The sequence below is a fragment of the Pseudomonas typographi genome (assembly GCF_014694385.1).
Classification (GTDB): Bacteria; Pseudomonadota; Gammaproteobacteria; order Pseudomonadales; family Pseudomonadaceae; genus Aquipseudomonas; species Aquipseudomonas typographi.
The window spans coordinates 1-14,334 of record NZ_JAAOCA010000061.1; the positions used below are offsets into that span (position 1 = coordinate 1).

Here is a 14,334-nt window from a genome sequence, read left to right on the forward strand (position 1 = left end):
GCCGTACTGGGGCGGGAAGTAGACGAGATAGGTCATGCCGCCTCCTTAGCCCAGCGCCGAATAGCCTCGCGCGCCTGCTGCTCTGTGCTGAACATTTCGTGGGACAAGGAACCCTTGCGGCGCACGTCCACGAACCAAAAGCTGAAGAGGCGGTAGGGGCCTTTGATGACTTTGGTCATGGCAACCTCCGGGGTTTACTGGGATTTGGTTAGGGCGGCGTCGACGACGGGTAGAAGCTCACTCGGTGCACCCATCCCCGCTACTTGGTCCAGGTCGTCTACAAGCCTGACAATTTCTGCCCTTGCTCGGCTGAGTAGGCGGACCAACTCGGCCTTCTGCGCGGCGAAGGCACTCTGAACAGCTTCATAAGGAAGGTAGCTGCCATAGGTCTTTGGGCAAAATATACTCAATGGTTCCGGCAACCCCTCTTTCCCTTTGGCCAACTGGGCTTCGAGTTTCAAGCACTTGTGCTCAAATTCGCAGCGCGGGTGTCCGTGGTCGTCGACGGTAATCTTTCCGTTGCACTGACCATTCGAAAGTTCAAGGTTGTCGGCTTCCAACTCCACAATCCGTACTTGTAAGGTGCTAATTTCAGCGACAGCTTTGCCGCAAACTTCGCTATCCAGGTGGTCCCTACTGTGACCACCGGGGTAGTTGCGGGCCATCGCCTTGAGTACTGGCACTACGGATTCCGGCAACCCTTCCACTGCTTGAGGCTGAACAGCTTCGAGTTCAGCGATGCGGGCGTATTTAGCGGCCAAGATTCGGGCGTAAGCCTGAAACGCCGACTGGGCAGCTTCGACCGCAATACGCATCCAAGCATCCGGGCAAGCCGCGCGATCTAGCGCCGTCCTGATGGCTAGTGCCTGATCGAATCCGTCCGGCAACTCTTCCGCCGCTTGGGGCTTCAACGCGGCCTGAGCAATTCCAACCACATCAACCAGTTGGGCGCTTACTACGGACTCGACCATGCTGGGGGCCACGTAGTCTTCGTCCGCAGGTCCGGGCTGAGCGGCGCGGGTGTTCCCGTCCACATCCCCCTTGTCGCCGACGTAAACCGATTCGATAGCGTGGCCGCAGGCGGGGCACCAGCATCGCCCGGTCATGTGTTCGTGGACGTATCCACTCCCCCCGCAGTTTGCGCAGGGCAGCCACTCCCGGGGTTGGGGCTGCTCAGCCGCATCCATGCCCAAGGTATCCTCGTACCCCACAACTTTACGCAACCCCAGCTTTGAAAGAATCTCGGTGCTTGGTTCCTGTTTTTCGCCGTTCGCCAGTCGTGACAGGTAGCCAGCGTCGATACCCAAGGCACGCGACATGCCGCGAAGTCCGCCATGGGCTACCGAAAGCATCTTGATTCGCTCAGATATCGGACATGGCAAAAGCTTCTGTTCGTTTTTCGTTTCCGGCAACACAACCGGGCGCTGCGGGTGGCGATAGAGCGGACTGATCACGTAACCATGCCGCTGTAAGTTTTCCCAGGCGGTAGGTGCTCCGAATTTCGCTGCCGCTAAGTCTTTCTGCTCACCGTTCATAGTCAGCTCATAACCCACCGGCTCATCCCCCGCTGCGCGGACATCCTCGGCGAGGGCGGCGCGGGTGTTCCAGTCCGCAGCGTCTTCGTCGCCACGCTTGAAGCCAGTAGGTCCAGTGGCCTCACACTTGCAGCACTGCTCGAAGTGGATTCCATCGTCTACCACTGTTTTTAAGTCGGTCGAGCCGCAGAAAGGGCAAGGCAAAAGCTTCTGTTCATTGGTCATGGTTTCCCCTCTCCGCAATAAGGACACCAATAAATGCCCATACCGGGTTCTGTTTCTTGATAGTTTTCCGGCCATTCTTCTACCGGAATAGGCTGGCTTTCACCGATAATGGCCCCTGGAATTTTCCAATAGCACTTATGCGGCCCGACACCATAGATTGGAAAACACGGCACGCCGTCGGTGTCTAGGCAAAATTCACAGCTCATAGCTTTCACCCTTCGCGGCTGGCGCGGATTGGTGGGCTAGCAACTCGTCATGGGTAGGCCCGCAAAGTTCACGATGGTCCCCGCCGAGCCTTGTGATTACTTGACGCCACGTGTCATCGAATGAACGACGATGAATGTTTTGTAACGGACGTTGCGAAACTTCATCCTTCCAGCGCTCTACCGCCCACTCCCGCACCTTGGTCAGTTCGGATTGCAGGGCGTCTCGCTCTGCGGCCAGGGTGGTGTAGGCGGCGCGGTCGATAACTTCGACATCGAAAAACATGCTCCCGGCCACTACGTATCCGCGCACCTCCGGCTCCCTGCCAGCAGGCGGTTGCGGGGCGGCAGCAATCATGGCGCGGTAGACGGCGGCGGTGTTAGTTACTGCGATGTTGAAGCCAAGTTCGTCTTCTGCCTCCGCATCAAATTCATAGGCTTCACCTGCGGCCTCAATCATTTCATCGGTCGGCTCGACCGGTACAAGTTTCCATTCGTTCATGCACTCTGCTCCGGGTAAGTACGAACACCGATCTGGCCGCGCTCGATGTCGATGGCCAGGGTGCGGAGGTGATCGGAAAGGTTGCGGGCTTCTTCGGCGGTGAGGGCTCGCGATAGGCTGGGCCAGCGCACGATGCCGTAGATATGGCCGGCGACATGGCGGCGGACTTCCGCTTCCATGGGTTTGGGCATAAACGCTCCAACAGCCCTGGGCCTGCCGGGCTGGCGTTGTTTGGGTGGGGATATAGCGCAGTGGGCGCATCTGAACAGCCGCCCGCCTGTCGAGCGGTGTGGCGATTAATCAATAGTTAGGCGTCTTAGGATGTACGGGCAACTCGCCAAAGGGAGCGGGTAATGAGCGATACGATCAAAACCGTACTGGACATCAGTTGCCCGCAATGCGGCCTGCACCCGCTTCACAAGCCAGCTGCGCCGTGCGCAGGAGGCGGCGCTCTCGAAGACTTTATTGGCCGACAGTGCGTCCATTGCGGCTACACCCTGACAATGGATGACCTGCATAGGACGCTACGGGATGGGATGGACAAGCTTTCGGGAGAGCGAGCCGGGCCCGAAGCGGAGTCTGAGTTTCCGTAGCTGCCTAGGCGGGGTGGCGATGGGTGAGGGGTTAGGCGGCTTGTGTTTCGCCAGATTGCTTTTCGGTCATAGCCCAGGTCGGCAGTATTTGCTCAGGCTTGTCGCCGTACATCGGCATGATCACACCTACAAAACGGTCTATTAGGTCGTGGTTGTTGAAGCGAACTACGATCTGCGCATGGCCGGCGCTTGCTTCCAGGTGCATTCCGCCACCCCCGAAACGCTTTTGGCCAGAGAGCATCACGCCGATCTTGTTGAACGCCTCAAGGTATTCACCGTTGATACAGGGGAATTGGCCATCAAAAGGCTGCCGGGCGGAAGGGATCACGCGCCTCCAGTTCGGGAATTGGCCATCCACCAGGGCTGTACGTTCGGTGAGGTGGGCGTGCTCCCCAAACATCTCGGGCTCTTCTGAGGTGTCGACGACGCTGGAGAGAAGCGAGTATTTCTCTGCAACCCAGAGTACAGCAGGCGGGTCGCTATCAGGTCCGCGGCGCGCCATGCAGGCAGAAAGCAACCGCTTTGAACCCGCGCCTATTAGCAGCGACTGCTGACCAGGAGCGATCCAGCCGTCAGGATCGTGGATGGCACCGAGGAAGTGACCATTGGTGGCGACGATTAAAACGCCTCCGGCCGAATGTGGCTCAATGTGAACCGCGTTGAGGTAGTAGCGAACATCGTTCTGAGCGGCGCACTGGTGGATGGCGGCGAAATACTTGGGGTTCACGCGAGCGAGGTAGGTCATGACTTTCCTCCAAACACGCCTATCCCTCCGGTGTCGGTCGGGGCGTGGTGGTAAATGGGTGTGAGTTATTTCAGAATTTCGCGGGCGCAGGCCTGAATCTCGATCCAAAGCCCGGAGGAGGGCCGGCTGTCATACCTGGCCAGCAACTGGGCTATGCGGATGCCCAGTTCCTCCTTGGTGCCCGTGGGCGTCGGGACAATCGTCGGTATCGCCCGGATGGGCAGGTCGAACTGCCCCGGTAGGTCGATTCGCATAAACCACCCCTTCCAAACCGCTAGGCGGCAATTGGGCCTGTATCTGGCGCAGGCGGCGCTGCGCGGGTTTGCGTTTCATCGGCCATGGCTGGTCGCTGTCCAGCCTGCGGCGCGCACCTGGTTGCCATGATCTGCGGCCAGGCTGTCGAACAGCGCCTCCATGTAGGGAATCATTCCGCGTACCGTCTGGCCCGGCACCGTGATGCTGTGGGTGAACTTGTCGCCGCAGGGCAGAATAAACCAGACCTGGGCGTTCCACAGTGAAGGCTTCTTTGGCGCGGTTCCGCGCTGAACGACCTTGCCGCCAGGGCCGGTACATTGGAAGCTGACCAGGCAGCTCATGATGCCTTCCTGCCGGCATAGCCACCGTTGCTTCTCTTGGGGAAGTCGATGCTGTAATCCTTCAGCAACCGATGAAACCGGTCATAGCTCATACCGGTTTGCTTCATCACCTGGGCCCTATTGAGGCCCACATCGCGCAGCGCGGTGATGCGCTCGACCAGGCCAGCGTCCCCCTCCTTGTAAGTCTGATTGGTCGTGTATCCGCGCTTGAACTTGAAACCGTGGCGATCCGCGATGGCGTTCAGGTCAGCCATCGATAGGTGAAAGCGCTCGGCTGCCTGTGCGCGGGTCAATGTCGGCCCGGCCGCGACCACCCGATCCTCCATCGACGTGTTCAACTCGGTGTGGCGGCCGGCCTGGGTGCGATTGTTGAACAGGGTTTCGATATCCTCGCATCGCGCGGTGATCGGCAGGGTCTGCGGCAGGCCCTTGCGTTGCTCGAACTCGGCCATGGCCTGGCTCAGCCAGGCGCGTTCGGTGTCTTTGTGCTGGATGGTGCCGTACTCCATGGAAATCATTCAGCACCTTCCTCAAGGACTTCGAAGTCGCCTTCGAATACATACTGGTTTTCCTGGTCGACGCCGGCGTCAGCCTTTTCATCGAGCATCACGGCCTTCTGGATTTCGACCGACACCGGCAAGTACTTGAACAGCCTGCGGATAACCGTTTTCTTAGCCATTTCCTCCCAGTGCGTTTTCCACGGCCCCGAGTCCTTTGCCTTGCTTTGCTGGCGAACTGCTTCGACCTGGGCGGCACTCATCACTTCGAATTGGCGGCCACCCCCCTGAAGCTTGGCCACCGCATAGACGTGGGTAATCCTCCCCTGACCATCGCTTTCTGAGGGCCGGTGGCGAATGTCTTCGTCCAGACCGTATTCGTACTCGAAGAAGTCATCTTCACGCACCGTGCGCGCCGCGATGCTGATGATCTGGCCGGATCGGCGCGCGAGGTCGATCATTCCGCGATAGCCAATGATCAACTGTGCCTGCTTGCCGTAGGGCAGGATGTAGGCGTGTCCCATCGAGTTGCCCGGCTCCAGGCCCAGTTGAGCGCACTGGATTACGGCGCCCAGGAAGCTGTTCTGGTCGCAGTTCACTAAAGCGGGGGATTTCCGAATCTCGGTGGTGACGATGCGGACCATCCTTTCAGCCGTCATATGCTTGGGCAGCGCGGCCGCGAATTGCGATTTCATTTTGGGGCTAGCCAACAGCGAGGCCAGTGCGCCAGCTTTGGTTTGTGGCTTGACCTGCTGGGTTTTCTCCATGTCCTTGGTGGCGAACGGTGTCACGTTTTCGGTGCTCATATGCGTTCCTTGGCCCAGTAGGGCAGAGAAATGGTTTCAATCGCCGGCCATTCGTTGCTACGGATGCATTCCGCATACGAAGCCAGATCACGCTTGTAGGTGGTTCGGCCGATAGCCTTGCCCTCGAAGTCGAGCACGAACAGCCGAACCGGGTACTTGCCGCATTCGATGCTGGTGCTGACAACAAGAAAGACGAATGCCTGGGGCTCTTCGCCGAAGTGGGCGGCATAGCCATCCGTGTAAAAGCTGTCTTGCACGTGGTACCGGTATTCGTAGAGGGAGCGTTCGAACTTGCTTATGTCGGCGGTCGTCTTCACATCCACGAGCCAGCCCATATTCGGGATGGCCTTGTCCGGCCGGCACCGGCACAGCACGCCTTCGGTAGGGTCGTTCCAGTAGATGCTGGCCTCTACGTCGCCCTGGGCCTCCATCAGCCACCGGGCGTGCGGGTGGGCCATCACACTTTCACGGATCAGCTTAAGCTTGCGACCTGTCTCGGCATCGAGCGCCGTTTTCCCGTCCAGGCCAGACTCAAACTCGGCCCAGGCAGCCTTGCCCGCAGTGGTGCGCCGGTCGCATACCGGCGCGACGGCGTACTCAGCCTCGAAACGGTGTGGCTCCAACAGCAAGGCGTGGGTGGCATCCCCGACATCCAGCGCATGGGACTTCTCTTCATCCTCCGGCGCGGCCTTGTTCCACTGAAATAGGGCTGGGGCCTTGGCGATCAGGTCAAGCTGGGATTTCGAAACGCCAGGGCCTTTGTGGTACTGGTCGTTCGGCAGGGCCGGGTAGTAGCCTGGCTGAGTAGCAGACATAGAAATACCTCAGCGCTCCATGCTGGGCGCGTGTGTGAAGGGGTGGTTACTGAGTAATGCTGCCGGCGTAAGCGCTGGCCAACATCCAGATAGTGAAAGCGAGAAGGGCGAGGGCAGAGCTGCTTATCGGGAGCCCCGCTCACCGGCCTCTGGCGCCGTATAACGCAGCAACCAGATGCCTGGGGCAACCCAGCTGTACCGTGCCGGTTGGCCGGTGAACCCGCAGCGTTTGGCCAGCCGCACGGCGGATGCCTTTGTCTTGCCGGCGAACTCGATATCTTCTATCTGCTCATCAATGAGCGATTTGTGAATGGGTGTGGTCATTGGGCTGGCTCCTTCTTCACGATCACGTCCCACTTTTCACCGGCACCTGCGATTTCAAAGGTGCCGCCGTGATGCTCGGCCTTGTCGATCAACGCCTTCATGAAGTCGCTGGTTACGTCTTGCCGAGACCCCTCGGTAATTTGCGTGCCTGTGGCATTTTCAAAGCCGGCAATGATCCGGCCATTTAAGGCCGTGACGCCCAGTCGGATACGCTTGCTCATGCCACCCTCCTTACATCCCGCCCGGCCAGCCGCCGGAAGCGCTCGCAGTAGTAGTTGAATTCGTCCGCGCTGATGGCGTGTGAGGTGAACTTGCCGATGATGCAGCGCTCGACCATCGCCCCGTAGTGAGGCGGGCTGTCCTGGCGCTCCAGGTCATCGAGGTATCTGCCGATCAATACGTGAGGGCTCATTCCTCGTTCTCCTCTGCAACGGCTTGCAGGCCGGCGTTTACGTGCGGCTCGAGCAGGTTTACGGCGATTTCGTAGCGCATGCCGTCAGGGTGCTGTGACCTACCGAGCAGCGATACCAGAAGCTCGTCGCGGTCGCCGCGCTTGCCTGCGGTGAGAGCCAGTTCGCCAAGCGTGCCCAGGTCAACTTCCCCAGCAGCCCGGCGCCGGCGGATGTGTTCGTCCAGGGCAAAAATCAACTGGTCGTAGCGGACATGGATGGTTTCTTTGCCGCGGCGGTAGATGGCGACATCCAGGCCGGCCATCAGGCGTGCGGCCTGGTCATCGAGCCAAGACTGTGCGGCATCATCGCGGCGATCCGGCAGCCGGGCGTCGTACACGGCCTGGGCGCCGCTGAGTTGTGCGATAGCGTTCATGGGGCGCCTCCGTGTGCGCTCACAGCCGCCCCAGTAGTCTTGATCACTAGCCCAGGTGCGGTAATCGGGTTTGGTGCGGTTCACGTACTCGACCTCGCACCGAAGGTCGAAGGTGTCTACGGCTACTTCGAGGATCATGGCGTCAGTCCGTGTAGGCGATGTATTTGAAGTGGCCATCCTTGAATCGCTCAAAGCGGCCTCCGAAAGTCCCGCGCACCTCGCGCTCGACCTCTTCACGGCTCATGTGCAGCGGATAGACGCCTTCCTTGATCATCGTGAAGTGGGTGTGTTGCGCGTACCGCCAATCAACCTTGGTTGGGTCAAGCGGCCGAGGGGTAGCTGGAGTCCAGGGCGTTCCCTTATAAGGCTCGGGTGGCGGTGGTGGATCTTCCGATTCTTCCCAGCCGCACACGGGGCAAAAGCCACGCGGTGAAGTGCAAGCGCCGCAAGGTGGGTTGATGTGGCAACTGCAATTCTCGACCTTGTGCAAATCCAAGATGCCTGCACAGCCATCACGGCCGCAGGTATCGCCTTCGCAATAGCCAAGTTTCATGGGGCGCCTCCGTGGCGGCGGGGTTATTCTGTGGGCGGCGGGGGTAGGGGCTGCCAGTGGGTTTCGCCACGATGTGGTATCTCGTTGTCAAACCACTCGATCACGCCGCCGAAAACAGCTTTGCCATTGAACACAATGACCTCGACAGACCGGTTAAGCGGCGGGATCTCTTTGCCATTAACAATGCACTTTTCATCAAGACGGGCAGCCACGGGTGGCAGCTTGTCGGCGATCCTGACCCACCCGCTCATGGCGACACCCGGGCGGCCAGCATGGCATCGGCGATCCGGTAGGCGTACTTGGCATCATCTTCAGGCTGAAACGAAAGCGGGTTGCTTTTGTTGGCCATAAACCCTTGCAGCGCTTTGGCCGCGAAGTAATCTCGGAGGGTCATGCCGAAGCAGGAACCATGGCCGCCGTATTCATTGGCGCCCAGCGGGAAGGCCGGTCCTTGGCCTGCATCGAATGCTTCGCGCTCAGCAATCAGAGATGCTTCCAACTGGTCTTGCATTTTGGCTTCCATGTATTCCATATCGAATCTCCTGACCGCATTAGCGCAGGCACCAAGCTCCAGTGACCAAACTGGGGAATAGCCATGCCTGGTGCCTGCCTGATGCGGTCGATTGAAGGGGGGGTGGTGCAGATGGCCGGGCGCGACACCGGCAAGACCGGGCCCTTGCGGGACGACCGGTCGGCAGGGCCACCACGCTATGTGGCGCCCAAATGGCTGTGTTTCTCCAGGGCCGCCGAAGCGTTCAACCCAGCTTCCAACACCGCATCTGCGTGCCGGTTACGTCTCCGGCGCGGACTTTCACCGCCGTGTTGATTCCCATGGGTTGATGCAGGGGGCCGCTTTCGCGGTGTGGGCTCGTCCGCATCGGAAGGCATTCGGTCAGCTGTAGGAGTTCGCATCACCTAGGATTGCGTCCGACTACCACCAGCACTGTACGGACGCGATTCGTCCGAATGCCTTCCGATGGGCACTCTTGCGAATGCCAAGGGGTGGGTTAACCGGATTAGCCCTGACCACCCGGGGCCTCAACCATCACCGGTATAGGGCCTTTTACGTCAGGCTGACGTGGCGCTGGTTGTTCAGTGACGGCAAGCGCCCTCATCGAAGGCGCTTCAGTGAAGCGATGGTCTTGCTGGCCCAGTTCGCTCACACCACCTCACGCTCCCTCGATTGGGCATACGTGCCACTTGGTGTCAGGCCTTTTCGGATTCATCTACAGGGATCAGCCAGCCTCGGTCCGCGATTTCTTTCACAGCCAGTTCAGCTATCGAAAAGGCTCGCGTAACAACTTCTTCAGGGGACAAAACCCGGCCCTTCTGGCGGCCAGCTTCATCGAATCCATCTGGCTCAGCAGCAATAAGGCCGAAACGGTCGATGAGCCCCAGCGCGATCCGCGCCTGCCAATTCTCTATGTGGGACTGGGTAATTTTCAGATCGCCAAACCGGCCTTTTTCCGCCTTGTACTCAATGCTCATTGCAACCACCTCGCTGTTGATTTCCCTGATACCCCTGTCTCCAAGGGCATCGAGGAAATCTGGTTGCCTCCGTTACACGCCACGGTGGGCTGGGCTGCCTCTCGGCTATCTCCACCACGCGCATCGCCCGATTCATATCTTTGGCCGGGTCACACATTTCGTGTTCGGTGTTCTTCCCGGCTGGCTTGCATGGTTTGGCGTCCCAGCGATATGGCTGGTCCGGCAGGTTCCAGAGCCTGCATGGGGATCGAAATTTGTTACTCGCGCTGTGCCGTTGCCGGGATCGATCCGCGAGGTTTCCAGATTGTCTAAAGAGCGTCGGACCTCTCGGCCCTGCCTCGGCGGTGTGGGCCGGGGCGATGGGTGTAGTTAACCATCGGTATATTTTAACGTCAATACCGATGGTTAATTTATTTTTCAGAGATGTTCGGATATGCTTCGAAAAGCTGTACGCACATACAGTATCGGAGAAGGAAAATGGCGCAGAAAGGAAAGAAGAAGGATTCGGGGTCGATGCCGCTCACGGGCATGGAACGGCTTGCCCTCCGAGTGTCATCAATGATTAACCACCCGATCGCGCAGCATCAGCGCTGGGTGGTTATCCATAGACTGGACACGGACGGAGACCGGGAATGGGAGGAGTTGCTAGGCCTGCTTTCGGAAACAGATGGCATTGAGATGACGATCAACGATGATGATGAATCGATCACGTTGCGGTGGGAAGAAGCTAGCGATGAAGACCGACCGGTTGATATCAATGATGTCGAGGTAGCTGGAGAGGCACCGCCGTTCTGAGCGCTTGCGGATAGCACGATCCTGGCCTGGAATCACTCGCGGGCCAGGATCGTAGGCAAAAGAAAACCCGCCGGGGCGGGCCACTTGAGAGCTGTCGGTCAGCCCTTAGAATCCTTGCTCTGTGCTGATGAGGAAAGTTTCTTCAGCAAAGCAGCCCTAGTTTTTCTCTCCTCCAATCGCCGTGTAACCGTGGCTTCATAATCCTGAATTTTTGACAGATCGAGATATGTAGTAAAACCCGAGATCACTGCTGCTAATACCATTGCACCTGTTATCCGCAGGGCCACTAGAGACGCATTGAATGGAACGTTTAGAGTAGCTACATAGAATAGTACAGCTATACCAGCGGTTGCCAACAGAAAGAATAGAAGTAGAAAGTATAGTCTTCTTCTTTTGGCATCGATTATTGGATCTAAGCGGCGCTGCTCGTCACGCGTTAATCCGCGCACTTTCTTCAGGTCACCATATTTAGAAATAGCTTGAGCGATGATTGCAATCGGCCCAACCATGACTGTGGACAGCGAGATAGGAAGTAGCTGCTTGTCCGTAGGTATATAAATTTGGAGAAGTCCGAATAAATAGCCGCATGCAGCGCAGGCGCAAGCAAGTACCACAAACGTGATACCAGCATAGCCGCTCTGCGATTTGCTCATGCTAAGTAGCCTCTTGGTTTGTATCGATTTCAGAGGCGGAAATTTTAGAAATCAGCCAATTATGCATTTCATGAAACAGAAGCCCCTCATCGATTAGTCCATTTTCCATAGACTTAACGCTAATGTTGCCTGATAGCTTTAGCTCATCACCGCGGATTTTGCCACCTCCCTGCAGATTGATGACGACGTCAGACTCTGGCAGATGCCTCAGACTGGTAGCTACTGAGTCAATCACAGTCTGTCCAATTTTCGTAGTCTTCCTAAGGTAGGTGATCTCTAGCGCAACATGAATATTAGCATCGTCCAGGGAGTCGTGCAGGTCTAGCTTTTCAAGAAAACCTTCTGGCAAAGCCGCTTTCAGAATGGAAGCCGCCATGCCTTGAGGCACGAAGCGCACCTTGTTCGCATGGGTTTCCTCCGTTTCAGTCATTTCAGTGCGTGGCGCTATTGGAGCCGATGGGTCGTTGTGGAGCTCTGACGTCAGCGGGGCGCCCAGCTTGATGCTCTTCACTGGCTTTGCACGCATTTTCTCGTAAACGGATTCCGCCGGCTTGTCCTTCAATACCAGCATCGAGTTCGCCGGCACGATGGTGGTGCAGGTGCCTAACAGCCAAGACAGGTGCGATTCAAGCTCACGGCTACGCAAAGACGATGACTGAAGGACAACCATATGATTGCCAATGACTCCGAAATAAAGCATCGAGTCTAAGAATTCGCGCCTTTTCCTAGCTTTTTCAGCCTTTATCTGCTCCGCACTTAGATTTTCAGATTCTTCTATTTCTTTTGAGTCGGGGATCTTTTCCGATGCTAAAGAATCGATGCTGTAATATTCTGCCTCATCATCGACCGTTATGAACGGTTGTTTTTTACCCGTCTCCAATATGACGAGTTGACAAAAAGTCATTCCGTTAAATTCGGAAAACCTGTTGATGAACGTGACGGCATCGTCATCATTATTTATTTTCTGCTGACGATTTGCTGGTTTTGCGGCTACGCCGTCCTTAGATAACGCTTTTTTAAGCGCATCCTGTATTATTATGTCTCCGGTTATGAATACACTTTTGTAATGAATTGTTTTGCTTTTGTTGGCAGATCTCATACTCGCTCCGTGATCTTTAGCCGGACTTTGGGCCCTCCCCAGCGCCCCGTACATCCGTGTCTAATTGATAAAGCATCCAGCTACTATTTTAAATTCCCGCAGCCTATTGAGGGGCCGGGTTTTAGCGCCGATTTTGGAGCTAAGCGCCCACGCATCCGTCTCATTCCCCGCCAGGCTCAGCCGCTCCGCTATCCGCATCAGATCGACTGCCGACCATTTCAGGTCTGAGGCGGTGCCCTGAAGTTCGCGGCGCAGGGCTTGGTTGGGTTTGGTGAGGGGCATGGTTAAGCCTTCCGGGCATTCCAGATCAGCAGCACCTTCGCGTGAATCGTCACGTCATCGATCCTGGCCTTCTGATCCTTGTGCTTTTCGTTATCAGAAATCAGCCAAAAGTGATCTTTGTCAAACACCTGCATGCGCTTGATATAAAGCAAGCCATGCCAGGTCACTACATAGATTCCGTCGCCAACGAACTCTTTTACTCCGCGGTCTACGATGACCGGATCCTTGTCATTGATCGTACCTTCCATGCTTTGGCCCCAGCCGGTAATCACTGCCAGCGAGGCAAGGGAGGTGTAGCTGACGCCCTTCTCGCGCAAAACGTCTTCCCGCACGATCAGATTGCGGATCGTCTCGTTGTACTCTGGAGGAACCTGGCCATGGCCCATGGCGGCGCGAACGTCATATTGCGGGATGAGCACCTCGTCTGGCCGCGCACGAAGGCCAGAGAAATCAGCAGGGATAACATTTCCGGTTTTAACCTCGGTCGCCGTTTCCTCGACGGCGTCAGCGATCCTCTGCCGAGCCTCTGATGACAGATTCTTTCCATGCTTAGCAAGCATCTGCTGAACGATGTCCGCCGATGATTTCGGCGGTTCGTTGGCTGCCGGCTGCTTGGTGATCGGCGCCGACACCATCGCCTTGATCTCATCGGCTAGCCGTTTGCTGAACGCTTCAACTGGCTCACCAAGCATCTTGGATAGCACGGCTGCGAACTGGGCGTTAAGCGGGTTGATGCCTTTGAAATAAAGGTTCACTGCCGCCGGTGTCACTCCGGCGGCATCAGCAATTTTCTTCTGACTGAGCTTCAGTTCGTTCTTCTTTGACAAGAACAGCCGATGGGCGGCTTCGCACTCGGCCATGCGGTCAGGGGGGAGGATACGCTTTTTGGTCATCGCGCGAATGTATACCAACGGTTAAAGAATAGAAGAAACCATCGGTATTGATTAAAAATTAACAGATGGTTAATATCGTGCCTATCTACGACCGAGGCACGATCATGAAAGAGACCCCCCTCGAAAAATTTGTTGCTGAAAAAGGGCAGTCCGAGGCAGCGCGTCTCCTTCGTGTGACGGCCCCAGCAATCCACAAAGCCCTAACCACGGGCCGCGATATCTCCGTGCTTGAGCTTCCTGACGGCAGCTTTCAGGCGCGTGAGACGCGACCGTTTCCGTCTCAAAAATCCGCCGCCTAACCCCTTCCCACATCAAGGAGCACCACCCGTATGTACGTAGACCCCAACCATCTTCGCGACAAGGCCACCAAGGTCCGCCTGGACGAGGTAGCCGACGACCTTCTCAGCGCCATGGCGCGCTTTCAACGGACACAAAAAGCTGTTCTTGCCAGGGAGATTCTGGAGCGCGGCCTGAAGCAGATGATGGAAGAGCTTAACGCGAAGACCGACGTCGCCTGAAGTGGCCGAGGAGGGACTGTGCCTGAAACGAAAGAGCTGGAAATCCAGCTGGACGGGACGCACGTGCGCGAACTCGAGCTTCTTGCTCAGAAAGCCGGCATCACACCTGAACAGCTGGGCGCTCGAATCCTGAATAAGGAGCTGGACCGAATGACAAAGCCTCCCGCGAGTAGCGGAAAGGTTAGGTCACTAGGCCGCCAGAGCTAATAAGCCCCTCAGGGGCCAAAGAGGGACTCATGAAATCAACCACCAAATCGCAGGCGAAAAAAAACCACCGGCCAGGGTGGTTTCTCTACAGCAGCTTGCACAACGTTCTGGAGTGAATAATGACAAACATCTTCCCAATTGACAAGTCCAGGGGGTTCACCCGGATGGACAACGACCTGT

At 57.1% G+C, this 14,334-nt stretch carries 25 protein-coding genes; 3 read left to right on the forward strand and 22 right to left on the reverse strand.

Annotation, left to right across the window (positions count from 1 at the left end):
- Window positions 1-32: 32 nt before the first annotated feature.
- The 18 genes from HAQ05_RS26600 to HAQ05_RS26685 all read right to left on the reverse strand — a co-directional run bounded on the left by HAQ05_RS26600 (window position 33) and on the right by HAQ05_RS26685 (window position 9,707).
- Entirely contained in the window at window positions 33-179 is a 147-nt protein-coding gene (locus HAQ05_RS26600) for a hypothetical protein (protein ID WP_190427036.1), read from the reverse strand.
- A 15-nt stretch (window positions 180-194) separates the two neighbouring features.
- On the reverse strand, window positions 195-1,760 hold the full coding sequence (locus tag HAQ05_RS26605; RefSeq protein ID WP_190427038.1) for a hypothetical protein: 1,566 nt from the start codon (window positions 1,758-1,760) through the stop codon (window positions 195-197).
- Between the two features lie 195 nt (window positions 1,761-1,955).
- On the reverse strand, window positions 1,956-2,465 hold the full coding sequence (locus HAQ05_RS26610) for a hypothetical protein (RefSeq protein WP_190427041.1): 510 nt from the start codon (window positions 2,463-2,465) through the stop codon (window positions 1,956-1,958).
- Window positions 2,462-2,656 (reverse strand): hypothetical protein, encoded by a 195-nt coding sequence (locus HAQ05_RS26615; RefSeq protein ID WP_190427045.1) that lies wholly within the window; start codon window positions 2,654-2,656, stop codon window positions 2,462-2,464. The genes HAQ05_RS26610 and HAQ05_RS26615 overlap by 4 nt, the downstream gene beginning before the upstream one ends.
- A 433-nt stretch (window positions 2,657-3,089) precedes the next feature.
- A complete protein-coding gene (locus HAQ05_RS26620) occupies window positions 3,090-3,803 on the reverse strand; it encodes a beta clamp domain-containing protein (protein WP_190427048.1) in 714 nt (237 codons plus the stop codon).
- A gap of 65 nt (window positions 3,804-3,868) precedes the next feature.
- Window positions 3,869-4,057 carry a hypothetical protein gene (locus HAQ05_RS26625; RefSeq protein ID WP_190427051.1) on the reverse strand — a complete coding sequence of 63 codons (189 nt, stop codon included), beginning with the start codon at window positions 4,055-4,057 and terminating at the stop codon, window positions 3,869-3,871.
- 75 nt (window positions 4,058-4,132) lie between these two features.
- Window positions 4,133-4,399 (reverse strand): hypothetical protein, encoded by a 267-nt coding sequence (locus tag HAQ05_RS26630; RefSeq protein WP_190427054.1) that lies wholly within the window; start codon window positions 4,397-4,399, stop codon window positions 4,133-4,135.
- Entirely contained in the window at window positions 4,396-4,917 is a 522-nt protein-coding gene (locus HAQ05_RS26635) for a hypothetical protein (protein ID WP_190427057.1), read from the reverse strand. Before HAQ05_RS26635 ends, HAQ05_RS26630 begins: the two co-directional genes overlap by 4 nt.
- A complete protein-coding gene (gene recT, locus HAQ05_RS26640) occupies window positions 4,914-5,702 on the reverse strand; it encodes a recombination protein RecT (RefSeq protein ID WP_190427060.1) in 789 nt (262 codons plus the stop codon). The genes HAQ05_RS26635 and recT overlap by 4 nt, the downstream gene beginning before the upstream one ends.
- Window positions 5,699-6,517 carry a PD-(D/E)XK nuclease-like domain-containing protein gene (locus tag HAQ05_RS26645; RefSeq protein ID WP_190427063.1) on the reverse strand — a complete coding sequence of 273 codons (819 nt, stop codon included), beginning with the start codon at window positions 6,515-6,517 and terminating at the stop codon, window positions 5,699-5,701. Before HAQ05_RS26645 ends, recT begins: the two co-directional genes overlap by 4 nt.
- A 123-nt stretch (window positions 6,518-6,640) precedes the next feature.
- Window positions 6,641-6,841: a hypothetical protein gene (locus HAQ05_RS26650; protein WP_190427065.1), complete on the reverse strand. Its 201-nt coding sequence runs from the start codon at window positions 6,839-6,841 to the stop codon at window positions 6,641-6,643.
- Window positions 6,838-7,062 (reverse strand): DUF7446 family protein, encoded by a 225-nt coding sequence (locus HAQ05_RS26655; protein WP_190427067.1) that lies wholly within the window; start codon window positions 7,060-7,062, stop codon window positions 6,838-6,840. Before HAQ05_RS26655 ends, HAQ05_RS26650 begins: the two co-directional genes overlap by 4 nt.
- Window positions 7,059-7,253 (reverse strand): hypothetical protein, encoded by a 195-nt coding sequence (locus HAQ05_RS26660; RefSeq protein WP_190427069.1) that lies wholly within the window; start codon window positions 7,251-7,253, stop codon window positions 7,059-7,061. The genes HAQ05_RS26655 and HAQ05_RS26660 overlap by 4 nt, the downstream gene beginning before the upstream one ends.
- Window positions 7,250-7,804, reverse strand: coding sequence for a hypothetical protein (locus HAQ05_RS26665; protein ID WP_190427071.1), 555 nt, complete (start codon window positions 7,802-7,804; stop codon window positions 7,250-7,252). The genes HAQ05_RS26660 and HAQ05_RS26665 overlap by 4 nt, the downstream gene beginning before the upstream one ends.
- 4 nt (window positions 7,805-7,808) lie before the next feature.
- The gene (locus tag HAQ05_RS26670) at window positions 7,809-8,219 is read right to left on the reverse strand and encodes a hypothetical protein (protein ID WP_190427072.1); all 411 of its coding nucleotides are present in this window, start codon (window positions 8,217-8,219) and stop codon (window positions 7,809-7,811) included.
- A gap of 23 nt (window positions 8,220-8,242) precedes the next feature.
- On the reverse strand, window positions 8,243-8,470 hold the full coding sequence (locus tag HAQ05_RS26675; protein ID WP_190427073.1) for a DUF551 domain-containing protein: 228 nt from the start codon (window positions 8,468-8,470) through the stop codon (window positions 8,243-8,245).
- Window positions 8,467-8,751, reverse strand: a complete 285-nt coding sequence (locus tag HAQ05_RS26680) for a hypothetical protein (protein WP_238936600.1) — start codon at window positions 8,749-8,751, stop codon at window positions 8,467-8,469. The genes HAQ05_RS26675 and HAQ05_RS26680 overlap by 4 nt, the downstream gene beginning before the upstream one ends.
- Window positions 8,752-9,425: 674 nt before the next feature.
- Window positions 9,426-9,707, reverse strand: coding sequence for a hypothetical protein (locus HAQ05_RS26685; RefSeq protein ID WP_190427075.1), 282 nt, complete (start codon window positions 9,705-9,707; stop codon window positions 9,426-9,428).
- Window positions 9,708-10,184: 477 nt separating this feature from the next.
- Here HAQ05_RS26685 and HAQ05_RS26690 point away from each other — a divergent pair, with 477 nt between their 5' ends.
- Window positions 10,185-10,502 carry a DUF1654 domain-containing protein gene (locus tag HAQ05_RS26690; RefSeq protein ID WP_190427077.1) on the forward strand — a complete coding sequence of 106 codons (318 nt, stop codon included), beginning with the start codon at window positions 10,185-10,187 and terminating at the stop codon, window positions 10,500-10,502.
- A 98-nt stretch (window positions 10,503-10,600) separates the two neighbouring features.
- Here the strand turns inward: HAQ05_RS26690 and HAQ05_RS26695 are convergent, their stop codons facing one another.
- Genes HAQ05_RS26695 through HAQ05_RS26710 form a run of 4 tightly spaced genes read right to left on the reverse strand, consistent with a single transcriptional unit; the run spans window position 10,601 to window position 13,429 of the window.
- Window positions 10,601-11,155: a hypothetical protein gene (locus HAQ05_RS26695; RefSeq protein WP_190427079.1), complete on the reverse strand. Its 555-nt coding sequence runs from the start codon at window positions 11,153-11,155 to the stop codon at window positions 10,601-10,603.
- A gap of 1 nt (window position 11,156) precedes the next feature.
- On the reverse strand, window positions 11,157-12,254 hold the full coding sequence (locus HAQ05_RS26700) for a hypothetical protein (RefSeq protein ID WP_190427081.1): 1,098 nt from the start codon (window positions 12,252-12,254) through the stop codon (window positions 11,157-11,159).
- Between the two features lie 60 nt (window positions 12,255-12,314).
- The gene (locus HAQ05_RS26705) at window positions 12,315-12,536 is read right to left on the reverse strand and encodes a hypothetical protein (RefSeq protein ID WP_190427093.1); all 222 of its coding nucleotides are present in this window, start codon (window positions 12,534-12,536) and stop codon (window positions 12,315-12,317) included.
- A 2-nt stretch (window positions 12,537-12,538) separates the two neighbouring features.
- Window positions 12,539-13,429 (reverse strand): LexA family transcriptional regulator, encoded by an 891-nt coding sequence (locus tag HAQ05_RS26710; RefSeq protein ID WP_190427083.1) that lies wholly within the window; start codon window positions 13,427-13,429, stop codon window positions 12,539-12,541.
- A 104-nt stretch (window positions 13,430-13,533) separates the two neighbouring features.
- Here HAQ05_RS26710 and HAQ05_RS26715 point away from each other — a divergent pair, with 104 nt between their 5' ends.
- Together HAQ05_RS26715 and HAQ05_RS26720 are read left to right on the forward strand one after the other, a co-directional pair.
- Window positions 13,534-13,728: a Cro/CI family transcriptional regulator gene (locus HAQ05_RS26715; RefSeq protein WP_190427086.1), complete on the forward strand. Its 195-nt coding sequence runs from the start codon at window positions 13,534-13,536 to the stop codon at window positions 13,726-13,728.
- Between the two features lie 30 nt (window positions 13,729-13,758).
- Window positions 13,759-13,947: a hypothetical protein gene (locus HAQ05_RS26720; RefSeq protein WP_190427088.1), complete on the forward strand. Its 189-nt coding sequence runs from the start codon at window positions 13,759-13,761 to the stop codon at window positions 13,945-13,947.
- The last annotated feature ends 387 nt before the right edge of the window (window positions 13,948-14,334 follow it).